Annotated in this window: 26 protein-coding genes and 1 pseudogene; 18 read left to right on the plus strand and 9 right to left on the minus strand. The window is 60.0% G+C overall.

Annotation, left to right across the window (positions count from 1 at the left end; genetic code table 11):
- The first annotated feature begins 2 nt into the window (after nucleotides 1-2).
- From purB to PSH76_RS12085, 7 genes are all read left to right on the plus strand, one after another.
- On the plus strand, nucleotides 3-1,436 hold the full coding sequence (gene purB / locus PSH76_RS12055; protein ID WP_305494152.1) for an adenylosuccinate lyase: 1,434 nt from the start codon (nucleotides 3-5) through the stop codon (nucleotides 1,434-1,436).
- Nucleotides 1,436-2,884, plus strand: a complete 1,449-nt coding sequence (locus tag PSH76_RS12060; protein WP_305494153.1) for an adenylosuccinate lyase family protein — start codon at nucleotides 1,436-1,438, stop codon at nucleotides 2,882-2,884. Before purB ends, PSH76_RS12060 begins: the two co-directional genes overlap by 1 nt.
- 45 nt (nucleotides 2,885-2,929) lie before the next feature.
- On the plus strand, nucleotides 2,930-4,003 hold the full coding sequence (locus PSH76_RS12065; protein ID WP_305494154.1) for a class I SAM-dependent methyltransferase: 1,074 nt from the start codon (nucleotides 2,930-2,932) through the stop codon (nucleotides 4,001-4,003).
- Between the two features lie 110 nt (nucleotides 4,004-4,113).
- Complete coding sequence (locus PSH76_RS12070) at nucleotides 4,114-4,443, plus strand: hypothetical protein (RefSeq protein ID WP_305494155.1); 330 nt, start codon at nucleotides 4,114-4,116, stop codon at nucleotides 4,441-4,443.
- A gap of 97 nt (nucleotides 4,444-4,540) precedes the next feature.
- Nucleotides 4,541-4,987, plus strand: a complete 447-nt coding sequence (locus PSH76_RS12075; RefSeq protein WP_305494156.1) for a GNAT family N-acetyltransferase — start codon at nucleotides 4,541-4,543, stop codon at nucleotides 4,985-4,987.
- A 4-nt stretch (nucleotides 4,988-4,991) separates the two neighbouring features.
- Nucleotides 4,992-5,249: a hypothetical protein gene (locus tag PSH76_RS12080; protein ID WP_098951224.1), complete on the plus strand. Its 258-nt coding sequence runs from the start codon at nucleotides 4,992-4,994 to the stop codon at nucleotides 5,247-5,249.
- 400 nt (nucleotides 5,250-5,649) lie between these two features.
- Complete coding sequence (locus tag PSH76_RS12085; protein WP_305494157.1) at nucleotides 5,650-5,934, plus strand: DUF1652 domain-containing protein; 285 nt, start codon at nucleotides 5,650-5,652, stop codon at nucleotides 5,932-5,934.
- Here the strand turns inward: PSH76_RS12085 and PSH76_RS12090 are convergent.
- Nucleotides 5,909-6,271: an NUDIX hydrolase gene (locus PSH76_RS12090; RefSeq protein WP_032896941.1), complete on the minus strand. Its 363-nt coding sequence runs from the start codon at nucleotides 6,269-6,271 to the stop codon at nucleotides 5,909-5,911. The two genes, PSH76_RS12085 and PSH76_RS12090, sit on opposite strands and share 26 nt — an antisense overlap.
- A gap of 126 nt (nucleotides 6,272-6,397) precedes the next feature.
- Here PSH76_RS12090 and PSH76_RS12095 point away from each other — a divergent pair, with 126 nt between their 5' ends.
- Together PSH76_RS12095 and PSH76_RS12100 are read left to right on the plus strand one after the other, a co-directional pair.
- The gene (locus tag PSH76_RS12095; protein ID WP_098951226.1) at nucleotides 6,398-7,375 is read left to right on the plus strand and encodes a Gfo/Idh/MocA family protein; all 978 of its coding nucleotides are present in this window, start codon (nucleotides 6,398-6,400) and stop codon (nucleotides 7,373-7,375) included.
- A 45-nt stretch (nucleotides 7,376-7,420) separates the two neighbouring features.
- On the plus strand, nucleotides 7,421-8,050 hold the full coding sequence (locus PSH76_RS12100) for a ribonuclease T2 (protein WP_032896944.1): 630 nt from the start codon (nucleotides 7,421-7,423) through the stop codon (nucleotides 8,048-8,050).
- Nucleotides 8,051-8,063: 13 nt separating this feature from the next.
- Here PSH76_RS12100 and PSH76_RS12105 read toward each other — a convergent pair whose 3' ends face one another.
- A complete protein-coding gene (locus PSH76_RS12105) occupies nucleotides 8,064-8,666 on the minus strand; it encodes a response regulator transcription factor (protein ID WP_032896946.1) in 603 nt (200 codons plus the stop codon).
- Nucleotides 8,667-8,848: 182 nt separating this feature from the next.
- On the opposite strand from PSH76_RS12105, the gene PSH76_RS12110 reads away from it, so the two are divergent.
- Nucleotides 8,849-10,462 (plus strand): hybrid sensor histidine kinase/response regulator, encoded by a 1,614-nt coding sequence (locus PSH76_RS12110; RefSeq protein ID WP_305494158.1) that lies wholly within the window; start codon nucleotides 8,849-8,851, stop codon nucleotides 10,460-10,462.
- On the opposite strand, the gene PSH76_RS12115 is transcribed toward PSH76_RS12110, so the two are convergent.
- Entirely contained in the window at nucleotides 10,452-10,787 is a 336-nt protein-coding gene (locus tag PSH76_RS12115) for a hypothetical protein (protein WP_032896950.1), read from the minus strand. The two genes, PSH76_RS12110 and PSH76_RS12115, sit on opposite strands and share 11 nt — an antisense overlap.
- Before the next feature lie 209 nt (nucleotides 10,788-10,996).
- Between PSH76_RS12115 and PSH76_RS12120 the strand changes: the two are divergent.
- A pseudogene (locus PSH76_RS12120) lies at nucleotides 10,997-11,170 on the plus strand (GNAT family N-acetyltransferase); the annotation flags it as partial.
- A 629-nt stretch (nucleotides 11,171-11,799) separates the two neighbouring features.
- Here the strand turns inward: PSH76_RS12120 and PSH76_RS12125 are convergent.
- Both PSH76_RS12125 and PSH76_RS12130 read right to left on the minus strand, forming a co-directional pair.
- The gene (locus PSH76_RS12125; protein WP_032896953.1) at nucleotides 11,800-12,282 is read right to left on the minus strand and encodes a copper chaperone PCu(A)C; all 483 of its coding nucleotides are present in this window, start codon (nucleotides 12,280-12,282) and stop codon (nucleotides 11,800-11,802) included.
- Complete coding sequence (locus PSH76_RS12130) at nucleotides 12,282-12,890, minus strand: SCO family protein (protein ID WP_003191741.1); 609 nt, start codon at nucleotides 12,888-12,890, stop codon at nucleotides 12,282-12,284. The genes PSH76_RS12125 and PSH76_RS12130 overlap by 1 nt, the downstream gene beginning before the upstream one ends.
- Nucleotides 12,891-13,071: 181 nt before the next feature.
- Here PSH76_RS12130 and PSH76_RS12135 point away from each other — a divergent pair, with 181 nt between their 5' ends.
- Together PSH76_RS12135 and PSH76_RS12140 are read left to right on the plus strand one after the other, a co-directional pair.
- The gene (locus PSH76_RS12135; RefSeq protein WP_305494159.1) at nucleotides 13,072-13,455 is read left to right on the plus strand and encodes a DUF2946 domain-containing protein; all 384 of its coding nucleotides are present in this window, start codon (nucleotides 13,072-13,074) and stop codon (nucleotides 13,453-13,455) included.
- Between the two features lie 62 nt (nucleotides 13,456-13,517).
- The gene (locus PSH76_RS12140) at nucleotides 13,518-14,063 is read left to right on the plus strand and encodes a putative natural product biosynthesis protein (RefSeq protein WP_138761491.1); all 546 of its coding nucleotides are present in this window, start codon (nucleotides 13,518-13,520) and stop codon (nucleotides 14,061-14,063) included.
- Nucleotides 14,064-14,094: 31 nt separating this feature from the next.
- Here the strand turns inward: PSH76_RS12140 and PSH76_RS12145 are convergent, their stop codons facing one another.
- Nucleotides 14,095-14,571, minus strand: a complete 477-nt coding sequence (locus tag PSH76_RS12145; protein ID WP_305494160.1) for a hemerythrin domain-containing protein — start codon at nucleotides 14,569-14,571, stop codon at nucleotides 14,095-14,097.
- A gap of 298 nt (nucleotides 14,572-14,869) precedes the next feature.
- Here PSH76_RS12145 and PSH76_RS12150 point away from each other — a divergent pair, with 298 nt between their 5' ends.
- The gene (locus tag PSH76_RS12150; RefSeq protein WP_032896961.1) at nucleotides 14,870-15,076 is read left to right on the plus strand and encodes a hypothetical protein; all 207 of its coding nucleotides are present in this window, start codon (nucleotides 14,870-14,872) and stop codon (nucleotides 15,074-15,076) included.
- Nucleotides 15,077-15,136: 60 nt separating this feature from the next.
- Here PSH76_RS12150 and PSH76_RS12155 read toward each other — a convergent pair whose 3' ends face one another.
- Together PSH76_RS12155 and PSH76_RS12160 are read right to left on the minus strand one after the other, a co-directional pair.
- Nucleotides 15,137-15,697, minus strand: coding sequence for a type 1 glutamine amidotransferase domain-containing protein (locus PSH76_RS12155; protein WP_032896963.1), 561 nt, complete (start codon nucleotides 15,695-15,697; stop codon nucleotides 15,137-15,139).
- A 30-nt stretch (nucleotides 15,698-15,727) separates the two neighbouring features.
- A complete protein-coding gene (locus PSH76_RS12160; RefSeq protein ID WP_305494161.1) occupies nucleotides 15,728-16,231 on the minus strand; it encodes a DUF4142 domain-containing protein in 504 nt (167 codons plus the stop codon).
- A 196-nt stretch (nucleotides 16,232-16,427) separates the two neighbouring features.
- Between PSH76_RS12160 and PSH76_RS12165 the strand changes: the two genes are divergently transcribed.
- Entirely contained in the window at nucleotides 16,428-16,637 is a 210-nt protein-coding gene (locus PSH76_RS12165; RefSeq protein ID WP_305494162.1) for a hypothetical protein, read from the plus strand.
- Nucleotides 16,638-16,816: 179 nt separating this feature from the next.
- Complete coding sequence (locus tag PSH76_RS12170) at nucleotides 16,817-17,611, plus strand: class II aldolase/adducin family protein (RefSeq protein WP_305494163.1); 795 nt, start codon at nucleotides 16,817-16,819, stop codon at nucleotides 17,609-17,611.
- 109 nt (nucleotides 17,612-17,720) lie between these two features.
- Here the strand turns inward: PSH76_RS12170 and PSH76_RS12175 are convergent, their stop codons facing one another.
- The gene (locus PSH76_RS12175) at nucleotides 17,721-18,572 is read right to left on the minus strand and encodes a helix-turn-helix domain-containing protein (protein ID WP_138761488.1); all 852 of its coding nucleotides are present in this window, start codon (nucleotides 18,570-18,572) and stop codon (nucleotides 17,721-17,723) included.
- 109 nt (nucleotides 18,573-18,681) lie between these two features.
- On the opposite strand from PSH76_RS12175, the gene PSH76_RS12180 reads away from it, so the two are divergent.
- Complete coding sequence (locus PSH76_RS12180) at nucleotides 18,682-19,092, plus strand: hypothetical protein (RefSeq protein ID WP_305494164.1); 411 nt, start codon at nucleotides 18,682-18,684, stop codon at nucleotides 19,090-19,092.
- A gap of 73 nt (nucleotides 19,093-19,165) precedes the next feature.
- Complete coding sequence (locus PSH76_RS12185; RefSeq protein ID WP_305494165.1) at nucleotides 19,166-19,510, plus strand: hypothetical protein; 345 nt, start codon at nucleotides 19,166-19,168, stop codon at nucleotides 19,508-19,510.
- Nucleotides 19,511-19,556 lie beyond the last annotated feature (46 nt).

Below are 19,556 nucleotides of genomic sequence, written 5' to 3' on the forward strand. Positions count from 1 at the left end.
ACATGCCAAGTCATATCACTGAATCCCGTATCCACGGGGGCGCTTACTCGTCCCCGGAATTTGCCGCGATCTTCTCTGATGCCAATCAGGTGCAGAAGTGGCTCGATGTTGAAACTGCGCTGGCGGCGACCCAGGCGCAGATGGGCATCATCCCCCAGGAGGCCGCCCGGGAAATTGCCCGGGTAGCCAGCGTGGAACTGCTGGACCTCGACGCGTTGGGGCGCGAGAGCCTGGAAACCGGGCACATCCTGGTGCCGACCCTGCGCGCCTTGCAGGGGTTATGCGCCGATGGGCTGGGTGAATACGTGCATTACGGCGTCACCACCCAGGACATCCTCGACACCGGCCTCATCCTGCAAATCCGCGATGCCTGGGGCCTGGTGGTGCAGCGTTTGCGCGGGATCCGTGGGCATTTGCTCACGCTCGCCCTGCGCCACAAGCACACGCCGATGGTCGCCAGGACTCATGGACAGCAGGCATTGCCCACCACGTTTGGCTACAAGGTGGCGGTGTGGGTCGATGAGATTGATCGGCACCTTGAACGCTTTGACGAAGCCTATGCGCGGGTGATGGTCGGTAACCTGACCGGCGCCGTGGGCACCCTGGCCGGGCTGGGCCCGCAGGGTTTGGATGTGCAGCGCCGCACCCTGGAAAGCCTCGGCCTGGCGGCGCCGTTGAGCAGTTGGCACAGTGCCCGCGACCGCATCCTGGAGGCGGCGTGGTTGCTGGTGCAGGCGTCGGCAACCTTGGGCCGTGTCGCCAATGAGATCTACCACCTGCAGCGCACCGAGATCGACGAAGTGCGCGAAGGCCGGCGGGCAGGGCAGGTGGGGAGCAGCACCATGCCCCACAAGCAAAACCCGTCGACGGTGGACCTGATCAGTGCGCTGTCGCGGCTGGTGCGCGCGCAGATGGTTGCGCTGACCGACGCCGCGTTCCAGTTGCACGAGCGTGACGGCACCACCTGGCGCATCGAATGGGCGGCCTTGCCGGAGCTGTTCATTTACGCCGGCGCCTTGCTCGCCCGTATGGAGGGCTTGCTGCTGGCTGGGCTGGAGGTGCGTGAAGCGCGCATGCGCAGCAACCTGGATTTACTGGGCGGGCTGATCCTGTCGGAGCGGGTGATGCTCGCGCTGGCGCCTCGGTGCGGCAAGCAGACGGCCCATCACCTGGTGCACGACATCGCCCTGCAAGCCCAAGACACAGGCGTCTGCTTTCGCGACGCACTGCTTGGCGACTCGCGGCTGCAGGGTTGTTTCAGCCCGCAAAAGCTCGATGAGCTGCTTGACCCGACGACCTACACGGGGCTGGCGGCCGAGATGGTCGATTTGGTGGCAACTAAAGCACTGCCCCGCGCTTGCGGCCATGGCCTTGAAGCGACGAAGGCAACCCCAGGCAATACCAGTCAGTCCCAGTACGCGATGGAGGGTATGTGATGGATGCGCAAACATTGGAAGTGACCGCCCGTGCATCTTGCACCGCACGGTCGGACCGCCCGGGCTTTGATCATGACGGCGAGCAATGCCGCCACGAACACAGCCATATCCTTGACTCGAAAACCCACGGTTCGGGTTATGCCGGCCCGCAGAGCCGCAAGATCTTCTGCAGTCATTGTCGCCTGCAACGCTGGCTGGACGTGGAAGCCGCGCTGGCCATGGCCCAGGCCGACGTCAACATCATCCCGCGCGAGGCGGCCCTGGAGATCGAAAAGGCCGCATTGCTGTCAGGCATCAATGTGCGCCAACTGGCCGAGGGCGTGGCGGCCACTGGGCATTCGCTGATGCCATTGCTGAGCGCCCTGCAAAAAAACTGCAGCCCCACTGCCCGTGAATACGTGCATTACGGCGCTACCACCCAGGACATCCAGGACACCGCTCAGTCCCTGGAAATGCGCGATGTGCTTGATGCGATGGACCAGGCCCTGGAGACCTTGCTGGGCAAGTTGTCGACCCTGGCCGATGCGCACCGTGACTCGCTGATGGTCGCCAGGACCCACTCGATTCCCGCCTTGCCAACCACCTTCGGGCTGAAGGTCGCCGGCTGGATCGATGAGCTGTTGCGCCACCGTCAGCGCCTGGCCGAGGCGCGCCAGCGGGTGCTGGTGGTGCAGTTGTTCGGCGGGGTCGGCACCATGGCGGCGTTCGGCCCGGACGCCATGCCGATGCTGGAGCGTTTTGCCCAGCGCTTGTCGCTGCAAGTACCCCTGGCGGGCTGGCATGTGTCCCGTGACCGTGTTGCCGAGTTCGTCAGCACTCTGGCCATGGTCACTGCCTCGTTGGCCCGCGTTGCCGATGAAATCCGTACGCTCAATCGCTGGGAAATCGCTGAAGTGGAAGTGGGCTGGAGTGACCAGCAGATCGGCAGCAGCACCATGCCGCACAAACGCAACCCTGAAGGTTGCGAGCAGGTGGTGGTGTTGGCGCGGCTGGCCAAGGCCCAGGTCATGCTCGCGCTGGACGCGATGATTCTTGAGCATGAGCGCGATTACCGCGGTACCCGGCTGGAGTGGTGCGCGGTCGCGGACGTTTCCCACTATGCGCTGATGGCACTCTCGATTCTGACCGAGACCATCGACGGGCTCACCGTGAATGTGCAGAAGATGGAAGGCACCGCCCAGGCCTATGGTGATGCCATCTGCACCGAAGCCGTGGTGTTCGAAATGGCGCGCAAGCTGGGCAAGAGCAGCGCCTACCAGATCATCTTCGAAGTGTCCCAGGCCAGCCAGCGCAACCACGTGTCGATCCGCGAGGCGATCGAGGCCGATGCGCGGGTGCTCGCGGTGATGAATGACGGCGCCCTGGCGCGGCTGTTCGAGCCCCGGACGCACCTGGGCATGTCCGAACGCATCGTTGACAACGTGCTGGCCAGGCTCGCCGGCCACTGATCATTGATCTCTGAACAGACTTGCAAACTCATCAAGGAGCGACAGATGTCCAACGTTATGGAAGTTGATAAAACCAAGGTCCAGCAATTTTCGGCGCGCATCATGGAGGATTACGGCAACACGCTGCGCGGCGCCATGCTCTACATCGGCGACCAGCTCGGCTTGTTCAAGGCATTGGCCGACGGCCACGCGGTGACCCTGGAGGAGTTGGCGCACAAGACCGGCTATAACGCGCGTTACTTGCGCGAATGGCTGGGCAGCATGGCCACCGGCAATTACGTAACCTACGACGCGCAAACCCGCCGCTACCAGATGCCAGCTGAATTTGTGCCAGTGCTGGCCGATGAAGACTCGCCGTATTTCGCCGGCGGCATCATTCAGCTCAGCGTGCCGTTCGTGAGCATGGCGCCCAAGGTCATCGAGGCCTTCCGTCATGGTGGTGGTTGTGCTGAAGAGGCGTTCCCGCTGGAAACCTGGAAAGGCATGGAGCGCATGACCATGCCCTGGTACAAGCACTACCTGGTCCAGCACTGGATCCCGTCCCTGGACGGCGTCGAAGAGAAGCTCAAGACCGGCGGCAGTGTGCTGGATTTTGGCTGCGGCGCGGGCCTGGCAGCGATCACCATGGCCAAGGCCTACCCCGAGGCGCGCATTGTCGGCTGCGACTTCCACCTGCCTTCCATCGAGTTGGCGCGGGCCAACGCCGAGGCGGCTGGTGTGGCTGACCGGGTGCAATTCGAGGTGAACGACTCCGATGCCTTGCGCGGCCAGCAATTCGACTTCGTGACCACCTTTGTGGTGATCCACGATGCCACCGACCCTCAGCAGATGCTCAAGGATTTACGCGCAGCAACGGCCGAAGACGGCACTTACCTGATGGTGGAGCTCAACCTGTCCGAAGAGCTGCACGAGAACATGAACCTGTTCGGGCGCGTCATGTACCCGCAGAGCACCCTCTATTGCATGACCTGTTCACTGTCCCATGGTGGGGCGGGGCTGGGGGCGTTCATGGGCGAGAAGCGTGCCCGCCAGATGGCGCAAGCGGCCGGTTTCAGCCGCTTCCGCAAAGTGCCCTCGGAGTGGCCGCCAATGCCGGCGCTGTTCGAACTCAAGCCTTGATATGAGCCATCCGGCCATTGCGTTGCGCAGTAAGGCAATTTAATGGCCCCTTTGTAACAAAATCCTCGCCAAAATCACTTTTATTTTCAGGTGGTTAGGTGAGGATGCAAATGCGCTCTATGGGAATGATGCTGATTGCCTGCTCCCTGGCCGGCGGCGCGACTGTCGCGCAGGCCAGGGAATTGCGCGAAGGTGACAAGTACATGTGCAGTTGGGGCGCCGGCACAGCCGCCAGGGCACAGGAGCTCAAGTTATCCGGCGTTTCGCTGTACGCCGCCCGGCAGAAGATCCAGACCCTCAAGTTCAACAAATCGTGGATGCGCATGATGGCCATGGGTATCACCGAGCAGACTTATGACAGTCGTTCAAGGCTCAAGCCGGAGGCGATTCGTCAGAGCTTTTATCAGGATTGCCTGCGCTACAAGGTTGCGCGCAAGTAATTCGTAGCTCCGCACCCGATGTGAGGCCTTTACAAATCCACGACAAACCCTGTGTGAGTATTTGCATACAATGGCGCACTTCTTCATGGAGGCCTGTATGCAAGTGCTGATTCGAGCGGCGACACCCGATGACGTCGACACGCTGTGCGCGATTCGCACCGCGGTGGTGCAAAACCACCTGAGCCTTGAACAGATGGCTGGCCTGGGGATTACCCCGCAGGTATTGAGCGATACGTTGCGCGCAGCCCCTTGCGGCTGGATCGCGGAAGTGGACGGCCAGGCGGCGGGGTTTTCCATGGTCGATCTGGATGAAGGCGAAGTATTCGCGATGTTCGTGTTGCCCACGCACGAGAAGCTTGGCCTGGGCCGTCAACTGATGGCAGTGGCCGAGGCGGCGCTGTTTGAGCGCCACGACAGGCTGTACCTGGTAACTGATGGGCGTGATGAAATCCGTGCCAATGGGTTCTATCAGCGCCTGGGCTGGTCCGTCGTGGGGCCGGTCGATGGCGATGATGTGCGCTATGAAAAGAGCAGGGCGCCATAAGGCCATGAATGCCCCAGAGCCTCCATCGTCCAACAGCTTGCGCTACTTCGCGGTGGGTGTGCTGGTTGTTGCGGTATTACTGGGGTTCTATTTCATTCACCTTAACGCCAAGGTCGACCGCCAACGCGAAGAGGCCACTGAACGCCTGACGCTGTGTCGTCACCTGGAGGCCGTGGTGGGTGCCACCGCTTCCAGCCGCGAGGCGCTTGAAGAAACGTGCAAACAGTTAAGTGAACAGTTACTTAAAAGTGCACCGGATTAATAACCCTTTTTTATACGTGGGCTTATAGCCGTTACTTGCACCAAAAAGTGGCATGGCTACAGCCTTCTACCTTAAAAAACATGTGGTTATTGAAGGGCTTACGACACTTTCAATCCGACGAAAGGATTAAAATAATCTTGTTACATGTTTTTACAGTCGTTAATATAGCCGGGCGTTCACCTCCCACGGTTTATGCATTTTTAAATCCCAAGTTTCCATCAGCTACTTGGGATTTTTTTTGCCTGCGATTTAATCCTGGTTTGCAGTTCATGGCCCGCCAGGCCCGACAAAATGAGGGCTGGCTAACACTTTTGCATTAATTGTCCGGTGGCCTGCAAAACCTTATCTATGCTGCTTGCATCACCTCAATCGGGTAGAACCCAGGGACGGGGGGCTGATCATGATTTCCATCACCGAATTCAACCGCATCATGGCCTCAGGCTTCCTGCCGCTTGCGTGTGAGTGCTGCGTTAACAGCGACGGCTCACTGCGCATCAGCGTGTTCGAGCCCATGTCCGGCCGTGTCGACTTGCTGCTGACCCGCGTATCGCCCGAGGGCCTGGACAGCATCCGTGCCATTTCCAACCTGATTGGTGAGTTGCGTACCGAGATAAAGGCCGGGCGCCGTGGGTTTGCTGCGGTGGGTTCTGTCCAGGGCGTCAGAGGCGCCGCAGGAAGGATTTGACGATGTGGCGCGTGGCGTCTGTGGTGTCCAGCTCATCCAGGGCGCTGTAGGCGTACCACTGGCAATCGACAATCTCGTTGCACGGCCGTGCCTCGTCGATATTGACTACCGATGCCTCAAACACATGGTGGACGGTGTCGCGGGCCTTGAGCTCCTGCAGGTACAGCAAGCCGTCCACGTTTAACCCGGTTTCTTCTTCTAATTCGCGTTCCGCCGCGCCTACCGGGCGCTCGTCTGCTTCCACTTTCCCGCCGGGCAATGCCCATTTTGATCTGGCCTTGCGCACGAAGAGGATGTGCCCCTCATGTTCGCAAATGACGGTTGCCCTAATTTTCATCGAGTGTGCCCCCGTGCCGAATGAATGTCATAAAAGTGTAATGCAATTGTCATGCTAAGTGGTTATAGCGCGCCGGGGCCGGTATGTGGATACTGCCCGATTGACGAATTTGAACGAGGGCATTTAATGCAGACCATACGCTGGGGCATGATCGGCTGTGGCAGTGTCACTGAGTTAAAGAGTGGACCGGCTTTCTATAAAGCGCCAGGTTCGGCATTGGTGGCCGTGATGGGGCGGCGTGCCGAGGCGGTGCGCGATTATGCAGCGCGCCATGGCATTGCCCGCAGCTATACCGACGCCCAGGCCTTGATCGATGACCCCGAGGTGGAGGCGGTCTACATCGCCACCCCGCCCGACAGTCACCTTGAGTACGCCCTGAGGGTGGCCGCGGCGGGCAAGCATTGTTGCGTCGAAAAGCCGATGTCGCTGAATGCTGAACAGAGCGCGTTGATGCAGCGCACCTTTGAGCGCGCCGGGCTGCACCTGTTTGTTTCTTACTACCGGCGTTCATTGCCGCGTTTTGAGCAAGTGCGCACTTGGCTGCAGGACGGCCGTATCGGTGAGCTGCGCCACCTGACCTGGACCTTGTGCAAGCCAGCTGCCGCAACAGACACCGACGCCGCCAATTGGCGCACCGACCCGGCCATTGCCGGTGGCGGTTACTTTGCCGACCTGGCCAGCCATGGGTTTGACCTGTTCCAGTACCTGGCTGGCGATATCGTTGAGGTCTCAGGCTTTTCGGCGCGACAGGCGGGACGCTACGCGGCAGAAGACGCAGTGACAGCCTGTTGGACATTCGCCAGCGGTGCGCTGGGCATGGGCTGCTGGAACTTCGTGGCAGACCGCCGCGAAGACCGTGTCGAACTGATCGGCAGTCGCGGCCGTATTCAATTTTCGGTGTTCGACGACCAACCGCTGCGGCTTGAAGGCGAGACCACCGAAGTGTTGGAAGTGCCGTGTCACACCCATATTCAATGGCACCATGTGCTGAACATGAACGCGCATATTCGTGGCGAGGCCGAGCATCCCTCGCTGGCCATCGAGGCGCTGAAGACCGATATCATCCTGGATAAGGTGCTACACCGTTACTCCCAGCATCCCTAGTCGTGGCGATAGCGTAAGGCTTCACTCTTTTAAAGGAATACCGGGATGAAATACTGGATGGTGTTGTGGCTGCTGATCGCCACCGCGGCAACGGCGGCGCCACGCAGCCAAGGGCAGTCGGGCGAGTTTGATTTCTATGTGCTGTCGCTCTCGTGGTCACCCACGTTTTGCCTCACGCACCCAGGCAACGAGCAATGCTCGGGCAAGGGCTACGGTTTTGTGTTGCACGGTTTGTGGCCGCAATACGTGCGGGGAGGGTGGCCGGCGTCCTGTGCGCCGCAGACGCACTTGAGCGAGGCAGAAATGGACAAGGGCGCGGTGTTGTTTCCCACCCGTGCACTGCTCAAGCATGAGTGGGCCAAGCATGGCACCTGCAGTGGGCTGCCGCCGTTGGAGTATCTGGAGAAGACCGATGTGGCGCTTGGTGCGGTGGTGATCCCGCAGCAGCTGCAGCCGTTCAATACGCCGCCGTCATTGCAGGCCAAAGAGATCGAAGCGCTGTTTCGCGAGAGCAACCCACGCATGGGCAACCACGGGATGGCGGTGATCTGCAAGGGTCAGGTGCTGTCGGAAGTGCGGGTGTGCCTGACCAAGGACCTGGCGTTTGCAGGTTGCCCGCGCAGTGTGAAAAGCCAATGCCGTGGAGGCGATATTCGTATTCCCACGCAGCGTTGAGCAGCGCAGGCGCCTAGAACTCGCCGGAATACTTCACCGCAGCTGCAGCGCGTGAGGGGACATTCAGGCTGCGCAACAATGACGACACATGGATACGCACGGTAAACGGCGAGATATTCAGGGCCTTGGCAATTTCCTTGTTGGTCTTGCCCTGGGCAATCAGGCGCAGCACTTCCTGCTGACGTGGGGTGAGGGTGTGGGTGTCGAGCGGCAGCAGGCCTGAAGGGGCGAACTTGACCAGCACTTCGCCCTCGCGGATCGCCAGCAGGGCCTGGCCGATCTCATCCGGGGCGATGTTCTTGCCGATAAAGCCGTCGGCGCCCAGGGCCATGACCTGTTCGATCAGCGCGGGGTCGTCGACCATCGACACCAGGACCAAGGTGGTGCGTTTCAGTTGCTGGCGCAGTTCGGCCAGTTGGCTGATGCAGGTCAGGCCGGGAAAGCGCAAATCCAGGATCAAGGTATCGACCTCGCCCGCTTCGCACAGCAACGCATTCACCGTGGCCAGGTCGCCGGCCTCCTGCACCACCGCGCCCGGTAGCAGGCGCTGCACGGTGCGCGTCATGCCTTCGCGAAACATGGGGTGGTCGTCGGCGATGATGATACGGCCGGTCATTGTGTGCTCCTTCCTGGGGCAAGGCCTGCGTCCAGGCATGCTAATTTATTTAACGTCGGTGTAGGAGCGAGCTTGCTCGCGAAGCAGGCTCAGGCACCGCGTACTTGCAGGTCAAACGCGTTATCGTTAACGTTTTTCGCGAGCAAGCTCGCTCCTACAGATGATAGGTCAGGGATATGACGATGAGTCTTGAGACCAACTCTGAACTCGATCAGGCTAACCTGCGCATCGTGGTGGCCACCATCGCCATTGTGTATATAAGCCTACTGGGTTTCCTACCTGGGCAATCGCTGGACACCTACCTGCCGGTGATCCTCTATATCTTTGTGTTCCTGCTGGCGTCCATCGTGCTTCGCCAGGTGATCGCACGCTGGCCCGGGCATTACCCGGCGCGGCGGATCTTCGGCATGATCCACGACTACACCGGTACTTCGTTCGGCCTGGTGGTGGGGGGTGAAGCGGCGTTGCCGCTGTATGCGGTGATGGTCTGGGTGAACCTGGGCAATGGCATGCGCTACGGTTCGCGCTATTTGGCGATTGCCACGGCGCTGGCGTTGCTGGCGTTGTTGATCGTGTATCAGCTTACGCCGCTGTGGCAGGCGCAGCCGTTCATGGTACTGATGCTGATGATCACCAGCACGGTGATCCCGGTGTATGCGCATATTCTGCTGGAGCGCACGCGCAAGGCCTCCGAGCAAGCGATCGCTGCCAACCTGGAAAAATCCCGCTTTCTCGCCCAGGCCAGCCATGACCTGCGCCAGCCGATCCACTCCATCGGCCTGTTCACCGCCTGCCTGCGCGAAGCCCGCTTGGGGGAGGACGAACAGCGCTTGGTGGACAATATCGACCGTTCTCTGCTTAACGTCTCGCAATTGTTCCGTTCGATTCTCGACCTCTACACCCTCGACAACGGTCGCCTGTTGCCCAAGTACCAAGTGATCCACCTGGGCGAATTTCTCGCCGACCTGGTGCGCCAGAACGCCGAGGCTGCACGCTGGGCGGGGGTGGAGTTGCGCTTGCGCCCCTGCGCCCATTGGGTGTTGGTCGATCCGGGCATGCTGGCGACCATGGTGCAGAACCTGCTCTCCAATTGCTTCAAATACGGCGCGCAGCGACCGGTGCTGATCGGTGTGCGTGTGCGCGATAACGGCTTGGTAATCGAGGTACACGACCAGGGGCGGGGGATTGCCAGGGAGCATCTTTCAAAAGTCTTCGAAGAGTTTTATCGCGTGCGTCAACTGCGTGACAAGGACGTTGAAGGCGTGGGCCTGGGGCTGTCCATCGTCAAGCGCCTGGGGCAATTGATGCGGTTGCAGGTGAGCCTGCGCTCGCGCGTTGGCCATGGCACTTCTGTCAGCTTGCATGGCTTGGCCCTGGCGGCCGCGCCGCGCCAACCGGCGTTGCGCGACGATGCACGCCAAGCCGGCCTGCTCACCGGGCTGAAAGTCTGCCTAGTAGAGGATGACTACAACGTGCTGCTCGCCACCCAGGCCCTGCTGGAGCGCTGGGGGTGCCAAGTGCAGGCCGAGTCCACGGGGCAGGGTTTGGTCAGCGACTGTGACATCATCGTCGCCGACTATGACCTGGGCAACCACGCCACCGGTATCGAATGCATCGACCAGCTACGCGAGCAACGTGGTTGGGCGGTGCCAGCGCTGATCCTTACCGGGCACGACGTGGAGAAAATCCAAGCGGCGTTGCACGACCGTCAGATTGCTATTCTGTCCAAACCGGTACGCCCTACGGAACTGCGCGGCACCCTGCGTGAGCTCAGCCAGGAAAAAATTACTGCATGAACGGCGTCATTGCATTGCCGCGCGCGCCTTTTGGCTGGCAGTAGGCGGCAGGCTTCATCAGGCCAAAACTGGCGACCGCAAATAGGCCGCCGCTGGCCCCGCTGGGCACGGAGCAGTTGTATTCGCCGGACGCGGTGTTGGCTACATAGTAGGTGCTCATGGAATCGCTGCGCACATTGGAGATACGCTTTACGGGTTCGCCCAGATTGGTTTCCGACAGCTTCTTGAGATGGTCTTCGGTAGGCTTGATATTGCTGCAACCGGCGACGCCGATGATCAGGGCGCCCAACAGGGCAAGGCGAGTGACAGGGGAGAGGAGTTTCATGGTGCTTCTTCCTTGGGGTTGTTTTGGTTTTTCCAACGCGCAACAAACCCACGCGCACTGAATGCGCGGTGTTGGTGAGAACGTTGGAAGTGCCGCGGAATATAGCGCCGCGGTGAGGTAGGGTCGATTAGCACAAATGGGCTAATGGCAGTTTGAGGTCATGGAAGGAGCTTGCGATGCTGGAGATAAAACGTGCCACGCCGGACGACGCGCAGCAGCAGGCGATTGAGCAGGTGGTGCTGGATGCGACGCTGAACGCGGTGAGTTTTTATAGAGCGTGCGGGTATGTGGGCGATGAGCAGGCGGTGTATCGCTCCCCGTCCGGGTTGGTGCTGGCGTGTGTACCGATGGTGAAGCGGTTGCGGGTTATGAATCCCGCTTGAATGCAGCGCGCACTTGGGTCAGTTCAGCGCCATCGGTCAAGGGGTCGAGGGATTGCGTACCGAAAGCGTTCAACCCCACGATCCATCTGTGGGAGCTGGCCTGCGATGACGGCCTGCCAGCCGACACCAATCTACCTGATACCGCACGATCCCATTGTGGGAGCTGGCTTGCCTGCGATAGCGGCCTGACAGCAGCCTATACCTATCTAACTGACACCCCCGCGATCCAACTGTGGGAGCGGGCTTGCTCGCGAAGGCGTCCTGGCAGTCAACACAGTTGGATTGTGTACATATCCATGGCTGCGGTAACGGCTACTTAGGGTTCCGCCTGACGGCGGGTCACTTTGGAAAAGAGCCCCAAAGTAACCAAAGGGCTCTTGCCCCACCACTCGGCACCTCGCCTAGGCTCGGTGTGCCCGTAATCCGCCAGTGATTTGGGGGGCCGCCGCCACGCGCCATCCATGGCGCGGGGCGGCTAAACCGGCATCCCTGCCGGTTTACCCCCCAAATCCCTGTCGAATTCCGGCCAGCGTGGTTTAACGGGGCGCCTGAGATCAAGATCACAAGCAGAGCAAGATCAAGAGCGGCTCGCTTCGCATCGTGGTGACGTGGGAGAAAAAGCGGCCTACTCAATGCATCTTGCTATGGTCCATCTTGCTATGGTCCATACCATCCAACCCACGGGCCGTTGCCTTCACTTCGACAGCCTGCTTTTCACCCTTGGCATCTTGCACCGTCAGGGTCAGCGGCACCTGGTCGCCTTCCTTGATCTGAGCGTTCAGGCCCATCAGCATCACGTGGTAGCCGTTCGGGTCGAGCTTGACGGCTTTTCCTGCCGGCAGGGCCACCGCATCCACCGGGCCCATGCGCATCACGTCGTCCTTCATGCTCATCTCGTGAATCTGCACGTCCTTGGCCACTGGCGAAGCGACGCTCAGCAGTTTGCTGTCGCTGTCGGCGGTGAGGGTCATGAAGGCACCGCTGGATGGCTGGCCCGGTACGGAGGCGCGTACCCAGGCGTCGGTCACTTGTACTTGGGCGCTGGCGTGGGCGGCGAGGCCCAGCAGGGTGAGGCCGAGGGTGAGACGCTTGAGGTGTTGAACGGCAGTCATTAGCAGACCTCCATGACGGTGAGCAGGTCTTCTGCGCACTCTTGAGCGGTAAGGGATGCCTGCAAGCCAAGGCGCAGGTTGCCACGGGTGTCGAACACGAAACTGGTGGCGGTGTGGGAGAGGGTGTAGGTGTCGCCGGCGGGGATCTTTTCATAAAAGATCCCGAACTCCTTGGCGGCCACGGCGATTTCTTCCGGGGTGCCGTAGAGCGCTTCGAAGCTGGGGTCGAAGGCCTTGACGTAATTGTTAAGAATCTCGGGGGTGTCGCGCTCGGGGTCCAGGGTGATGAACACCACCTGCATGATCTTGCCATCGCGGCCCATCAGTTTCTTGGCCTGGGCGGCGCGGGCCAGGGCGGTCGGGCAGACGGCCGGGCACTGGGTGAAGCCGAAGAACACCACCGGCATCAGGCCGCGGTACGAGCTCAAGGTGACGGTTTCGCCGTCGGTGTTCTTGAGCTTGAAGGTGCGGCCCATGATCTTGTCACTGAGGTCCTTGCCGTACTTGAAGTTCAGCTTGGGGCTGTAGTCACAGCCGCCCAGCAGGCTGCCCAGGCCTAACAGGCCCATGCCGGTCAGCACTTTGCGGCGGGTGAATAACGTACTCATCAACTGTGCATCCTGTGAAACGCCTGCAAGGCAGTAGAGCTGCCCCACCAGGCTTTGAAAAGGAGTAACGAGAAGGGTGCAGAGTCTAGCAACCCTGGCCCGTGCGCGTAATCTGCGACGTTCTGCCACAGGGGCGCGGCGCATTTCGTCCTTTTGTGGCTTCGGTGGTAGAGTCGCCGCCATGAAATTGCGCCACTCTGACCGCTCACTGATCGCCTGGGCCCTGTACTTCTGCGTGCTGATGAACCTGTTCGCCTGCGGTTTGGGGCATGGCCAGATGATGGGCCAGCAGCTCAACGGCATCGGTGGGCTGTTCTGTTCGGTGGACGGCGGCCAGTCGCCCATTTCCGACAAAGGGTTGGCAAACCCGTCTTCCAGCAACATCTCGAACTACTTTGCCTGCCCGGTGTGCAACGCGGTTACCGTCGCCCTGGTGTTCCTGATCGGCCTGGCCTGGCTGCTCGGTCTCACGCAAACCCCATGTGTCGCCCATGAGCGGCGCAACAAGGCGCCTCCGCGTTATTCCTGGCCTTCGGCCAACCCTCGCGCTTCTCCCGCATTCTGACGTGTGCCTTGGGCTTCCTGTCACCAGGAGGCATTCTCTCGTCACGATGGTGAGTACGTTTTATGAACCCTCAATTGCCTGCCGGCGCCAGCCGCCTGGTCAGCAAGGCGTCGCGGCGCCTGCGTGCGCAGCCGGCGCTGCCTGATTACCCGAGCAATTCGCGCTGTTTCGTGCACCTGGACGCACGCCTGCTGCCTCATTGGCATAGCTTGTTTGATATCTGCCCGGCGCTGCTCAAGCTCGACCCACCGGAGGGCTTGAATCTGTTTCGCGCCTTCATGACCTGGGCCTATCGCAACCAGCCGCCGCTGGACTGGACCTACCATCTGAACGTATGCCGCTGGTTACTGAGTTCGGCGTACCGCACGCAGATCGATGAGGAACCGATCGAAGCCTTCATGGCCGCCGCGGCCGCGCGTTGGGTGCTCACCGACGACAGCCCGGCGGCAGGCATTGTTCTGAGCTGGCGCGATTGCACCCTATTCGATTGGAAGGGCCACCCTTCTATAGCCACGCAGCAACCGGCATTGCCGGCGCCCGCCTGGGATTTCGCCTGGTGCCCATTGAATGCGCAAGGCACCTTCAGCGGCTGGCTGCCGGTGCCATGAAGCGCCGAACCTGATAGCGACCCGAAGGCCATCACGCCGCCAGGGGTTTTCTCGCCATGGTTTTTTTGTGCGCGGCCTTCATCGCTTCCATCTCAGCCCCCAGTTCCTCGAGAACGGCTTTACCCAAGAGCTTTTTAGCTTGTGGGAACATCTCGGTTTCTTCCTCTTCGATATGGTGTTCAAGCAGCTCCTTGACCACTTTGACGCGACCGGAAAACTCGGTGGACGATGGGTCGGTTTTCTTTAAGTCCGGCAGTACCAGCGAGTCGACGGTACGGTGCTCCTCCTTGGCTTCGTGGTACATGATGTCCTGCTCCTTGCCCCCGGCTTTTCTGAACGCGGGGTAGAGGATCTCTTCTTCAAGCTGGGTGTGCAGGGTGATTTCCATTTCGAGTTTGGCCAGCAACTCGGTACGTTTTTTTACCCCGCGTTCAGTGGATTCACTCAACTGGGTCAGCAGGGTCTTGACGCGTTCATGGTCGGCTTTGAGAAGGTCGATGGCATTCATATAAAACCTCACGGATGGTGTTCGGGCGTGTCGAAGCGCACGCCTCGTGGTGAGGAGTGTTGCATCAGGCGTACCAATTTTTAGGATATAAAAAAATGTTTAAAATCAATTAGTTGGGTTTGCTTATGCGCTTTGCTGTCGTGCAGCTTGCATGGTCGGGTTGCGGCGACATTGCACAACGCCCAACCGGCGCTGACGCTCCAGCGCAACGGCGCAGGCCTTAAAGCGTGGCTTGAAAATCCAATGGAACCCTTGGCGCATCTGCTTGACCTAACGCTTAGACTTCAGGAGGTGAATCATGCAAATAGAATATATCTGGATCGTATTGGCGGTGATTCTGCTGCTCTTGGAACTCTGGGCGATCAACATCGTATTGCGCAGCACGGGCGGATGGGAGACCAAGGGGTTGTGGGTGGTGGTGCTGGTGTTCGTGCCGCTGCTGGGGCTGATTGCGTGGGCGATGTTCGGGCCCAAGCGTGAGATGGCGCAGCAGCGTAAAAGCTGAAGCGGTGAGTGATAAAAAACAGGCGCCCATGGGGCGCCTGTTTTCATTGCGCTAAACCGATCAACCGCCGACGGCGTTGGCAATCGCCTCATTGAACGCCGGTAGATCGTCCGGCGTGCGCGAGGTGATCAAGGTCCAGCCATTGGCCTGGCACTCTTTAACCTCGGCATCCACCACGCTGGCAGCGCCGGCGTTTTCAAGGTCGATGCGCACGCTTTTATAGGCGGTGAGGGTTTTGCCCTTGACCACCCCGGCGTCAATCAGCGTCCATGGCCCGTGGCAGATCGCCGCGATGGTCTTGCCGGCCTGCACGAATTCATTGATCAAGCGCAGCGCGGCGGCATCCTGGCGCAGTGTATCGGCATTCACCGTGCCGCCCGGGATGACCAGCGCATCGAAATCGGCGCTGACCACATCCGACAGTTGCACGTCAGATTCCACGGTCTGGTCTTTTTCCGTGTCGCCGACAAATGTCTGGGTGGTGCCGCCTTTGCTGGAGGCGTGCGTCACGGTCGCGCCGTAGCCACGCAGTGTCTCCAGCGGCTTGAGCAGCTCGTCGCGCTCAATGCCTGTATTGGATGTGATGACGAGGATGTGCTTGCCGTTGAGTTGCGAGCTCATGGTCGAGTGTCTCCTTGGGTCATGGATCGATTAATGGGCGTATTTGGTTTGCAGTTCCTTGGCCATTTTCAGGTGGGCTTCAAGGGTGGGCAGGGTCTTGGAGGCGAAGGCTTTCAGCTCGGGATTGTCCGAGGAGGCCGCTTCTTTCTTGAACAGTTCGACGGTTTTTTCATGGGCCGCTACCTGGTTGTTGGCGTAGGCCTTGTCGAAGGATTCATCGCGCATTTCCAGAATGGCTTTCTTGGCCTGGTCGGTGAGCGCGGCGTCATCGGGGACTTCGATATCGAGTTTTTTCGCCAGAGCCATCAGTTCCTGATTGGCTTTGGTGTGGTCGGTAACCATATGCTGGGCGAAGGTTTTTACGTCCGCCGAGCTGCTTTTTTCCAGGGCCAGTTTGCCTGCTTCCACCTCGGTGATACCGCCCTCGGCGGCGTTGTCGACAAAGTCGTTGGAGGTCGCCGCCATCGCGGTGGACATCGAGCCTGCGATCAGCATGAAGGTAAGGCCCATCGGTTTCATCAGTCGAGTTTTCATGGTGTCTCTCCTTGGAAATGGCGGGATGCCGTTACCTGACTGTTGAATGGAGAGGGGCGTAAAAGGTTTAAAATTTTTTACGCTTTTTTGCCCAGTGGTGAGGGAGGACAATTGACTTGAACCAATCCGGATTCGCAGGGTTCTGCTGCACAGGGCCGTCATCTCAGCGGCCCGCCATTGCCAGGAGGATTGCACTGTGACCGTTCATAAGACTACCGATAAAACCCCCGAACCCATCAGCTCTGAAGACGCGCAAAAAGGTAATGCCGAGGCCACCAAAGGGCAGACGCTTGAACCTGCGAATCCCAAGACCGAAACCATCGACAAAGTCGTGACGCCGACCTCGATCAAGGACATTGAACGGCAAACGGATGCAATCAACGAGACGCTCAACAACGGGCGTTGAACCTGCTGAGTTGATCGGTGGCGAGGGAGCTTGCTCCCGTGGCGGCCTGAAAGCTGCCACTGCTGCTTTTTTATAAATAAATATAATAATTAGCTTAGATTAAAATGTGCTTTTTATTATTTATGACCATCCCCTAGTCTTGCCTGTAAGCCCCCTTAGGCCATCCAGGAAGATTTGCCATGAGCAGCGTCACGCCGATTTCCAGTGTCTCCAGCAATGTGCGCCAGCGAGTCACACCGCAAGAGTGGGAGGTGCGGGTCAAGCTGGCCGCAGCCTATCGGCTGGCGGCGTTGTACAAGTGGACCGATCATATCTACACGCATTTCTCGGCGCGGGTGCCAGGGCCCGAGGCGCATTTCCTGATCAATGCTTTTGGGCTGTTGTTCGACGAAATCAGCGCTTCCAACCTGGTCAAAGTCGATCTGGACGGCACCATTGTCGATGACCCCATGGGCCTGGGGATCAACTACGCCGGTTACGTGATCCATAGCGCCATCCACGGCGCACGCCATGACTTGCAAGCGGTGCTGCACACCCACACCCGCGATGGTATTGCGGTGTCGGCGCAAAAGCAGGGGCTGTTGCCCATCTCCCAGCACGCTATCGCGTTCTCGGGGCGTGTGGCTTACCACGGTTATGAGGGCGTGGCCCTGGACCTGGATGAGCGTGAACGGCTGGTGGCGGATCTGGGCGACAAGAGTGTGATGATCCTGCGTAACCACGGCTTGTTGACGGGCGGCGTCAGCGTCGAGCATGCCTTCCAGCAACTACAAAGCCTGGAGCGGGCCTGCAATATCCAGATCGCGGCACAGGCGGCGGGGAATGCCGAGTTGATCTTCCCACCGGCAGAGGTGGTGGCCAAGGTTGAGCAGCAGGCCAAGGTATTCAGCAACGGTGAAGGCCCAGGCGTGGCGCGGCATTGGGATGCGCTGGTGCGTCAGCTTGAGCGAACAGATACCGACTACAAGAACTGAGTTGGATTGTTCCCACGCTCCGCGTGGTAACACAGCCCAGGACGCTCTGCGTCCCTAAGCGTGACGCGGAGCGGCACACGAGGCATTACCACGCAGAGCGTGGGAACGATCAAACAGCCTCGCGCATCGCAATGCTGGGTTGCGCTGCCGGGCTCGGCGCGCCCGTGCGGTCCGCCAGGTAACGCGCCGGCGGTTGGCCCATGGCCTTGCGGAACATGGTGATAAACCCGCTGGCATTTTCATAACCCAGGTCCAGCGCCACGCTCTGCACACTCTCGCCGTTGGCCAGGCGCTGGAGTGAAAGGATTACATGCAACTGCCGGCGCCAGCGACCGAAGCTCAGGCCGATCTCTTCCAGCAGCAGGCGGGTCATGCTGCGTTCGCTCATGCCGATGCGCACGGCCCATTCGCCCAGGGTGGATTTGTCGCCGGGGTTGGCCAATAAGCTGTTGGCCAGCCGATGCAAGCGAGGGTCTTGGGGCATCGGCAAATGCAGGGCTTCGATGGGGGCCTGGGCCAACTCATCGAGTAACGTCGCCACCAGCCGGCCCTGGGCGCCGTTTTCGTCGTAGAGCTGCGGGAAACTCACCGCCTTGCCGATCAATTCGTGCAGCAATGGCGACACCGACAGCGTGCAACATTGCCGGGGCAGGGCGCTGGCAGCGTCCGGGTTGATCAACAGGCAATACACGTCTGCTTCGCCAGCGCCACGGGCCGCGTGGGTCACACCGCCGGGAATCCACAACGCGCATTGCGGCGGCACAATCCAGATACCCGCCTCGATCACGCAATGCACCACGCCGCGCAGGGTGTAGATCAACTGCCCGTGTTGATGGTGGTGAGGGGTATGTTCCCAGCGTTCGGAGGTACTCGAAGCGCCCACGGCCACTATCGAGCGAGGGATGGCGGCGGCGTCGCGAACCCGGCAGGGGTCGTACTGGTCGAGCCGGTGATGAACCATGGTGATAACTGCCTTGGCTGGATTGCGAAATATTCTGGCTATTGTGTGCAATGCTGTCCAGCGTCCTGCGCTCTATGATGAGAACCAATCTCATCCAAGGAGCTTTGCCATGCGACTCGACAGTTCAACTTTCCCCGTGGTGAAAATCTTTTTTGACGCGCCTAACGAGGGCGGGCCGGAAGACGCCTTCCTGACCTTCGAACGCCTGCTGGCCCGTGAGCAGCCCTTCTTGCTGCTGCACGAAAAAGCCGTGGATGAAAACAATCACGAACACGCCCACGACGAGCGCAAGCGCGCCTCTATCTGGATGAAGAAAAACAAAGCGGCCTTGCGCGCGTACGTCAAAGGCATGATCCAGGTGGAGCCCAGCGCCGCCAAGCGCCTGGCCCTCAAGCCTTTCGCCGTGACATTCGGCAAGGCCTGGGGCTACCCGCTGCTGGTGGTGGAGTCCGAGGACCGCGCCTGGGCGCTGGCCCAGGATGTGCTGGACGCAGAAGTGTCGGATGTGGCGCATTTCTAAGCCTGGCCAAAGCTCGACAGCGTCCACAATTGAACTACCTTGATTGACGAGCCTTCCCACTCGGTAATCAAGCATGCGCACGTTATGGACACGGTATCTGGCGTTGCTGGAAAACGATTTGAGCACGCAGATTTTCGACAACGTCAAGAACCTGTTGGTCTGCGCGCTGTTGTTTGCGGCGGGGACCAACGCGCTGGTGGGGCCGCACGATTTGCTGATCGGTCTGTTTGCTTCCAGCGTCGCGGGGTGGGGCTTGATTGTGCTGTCGACGCTGCTGATGTTGTTGAACGTCAGCGACGGCATTCGCCGGCTGGCCAAGTTGCGTTATCACTTGGCGTTGCAACTGTTGTTGATCCTGATCTACGTGGTGGTTGCCGAGCGGGTGGTAGAGATTGTGTGTGTGTTGCGCGCCCACTGAAGTATCCTCCGCGCCTCGTTTATCACTGATTCAAACAAAGATGACA

The sequence above is a fragment of the Pseudomonas sp. FP215 genome, assembly GCF_030687795.1.
GTDB lineage: Bacteria > Pseudomonadota > Gammaproteobacteria > Pseudomonadales > Pseudomonadaceae > Aquipseudomonas > Aquipseudomonas salmasensis.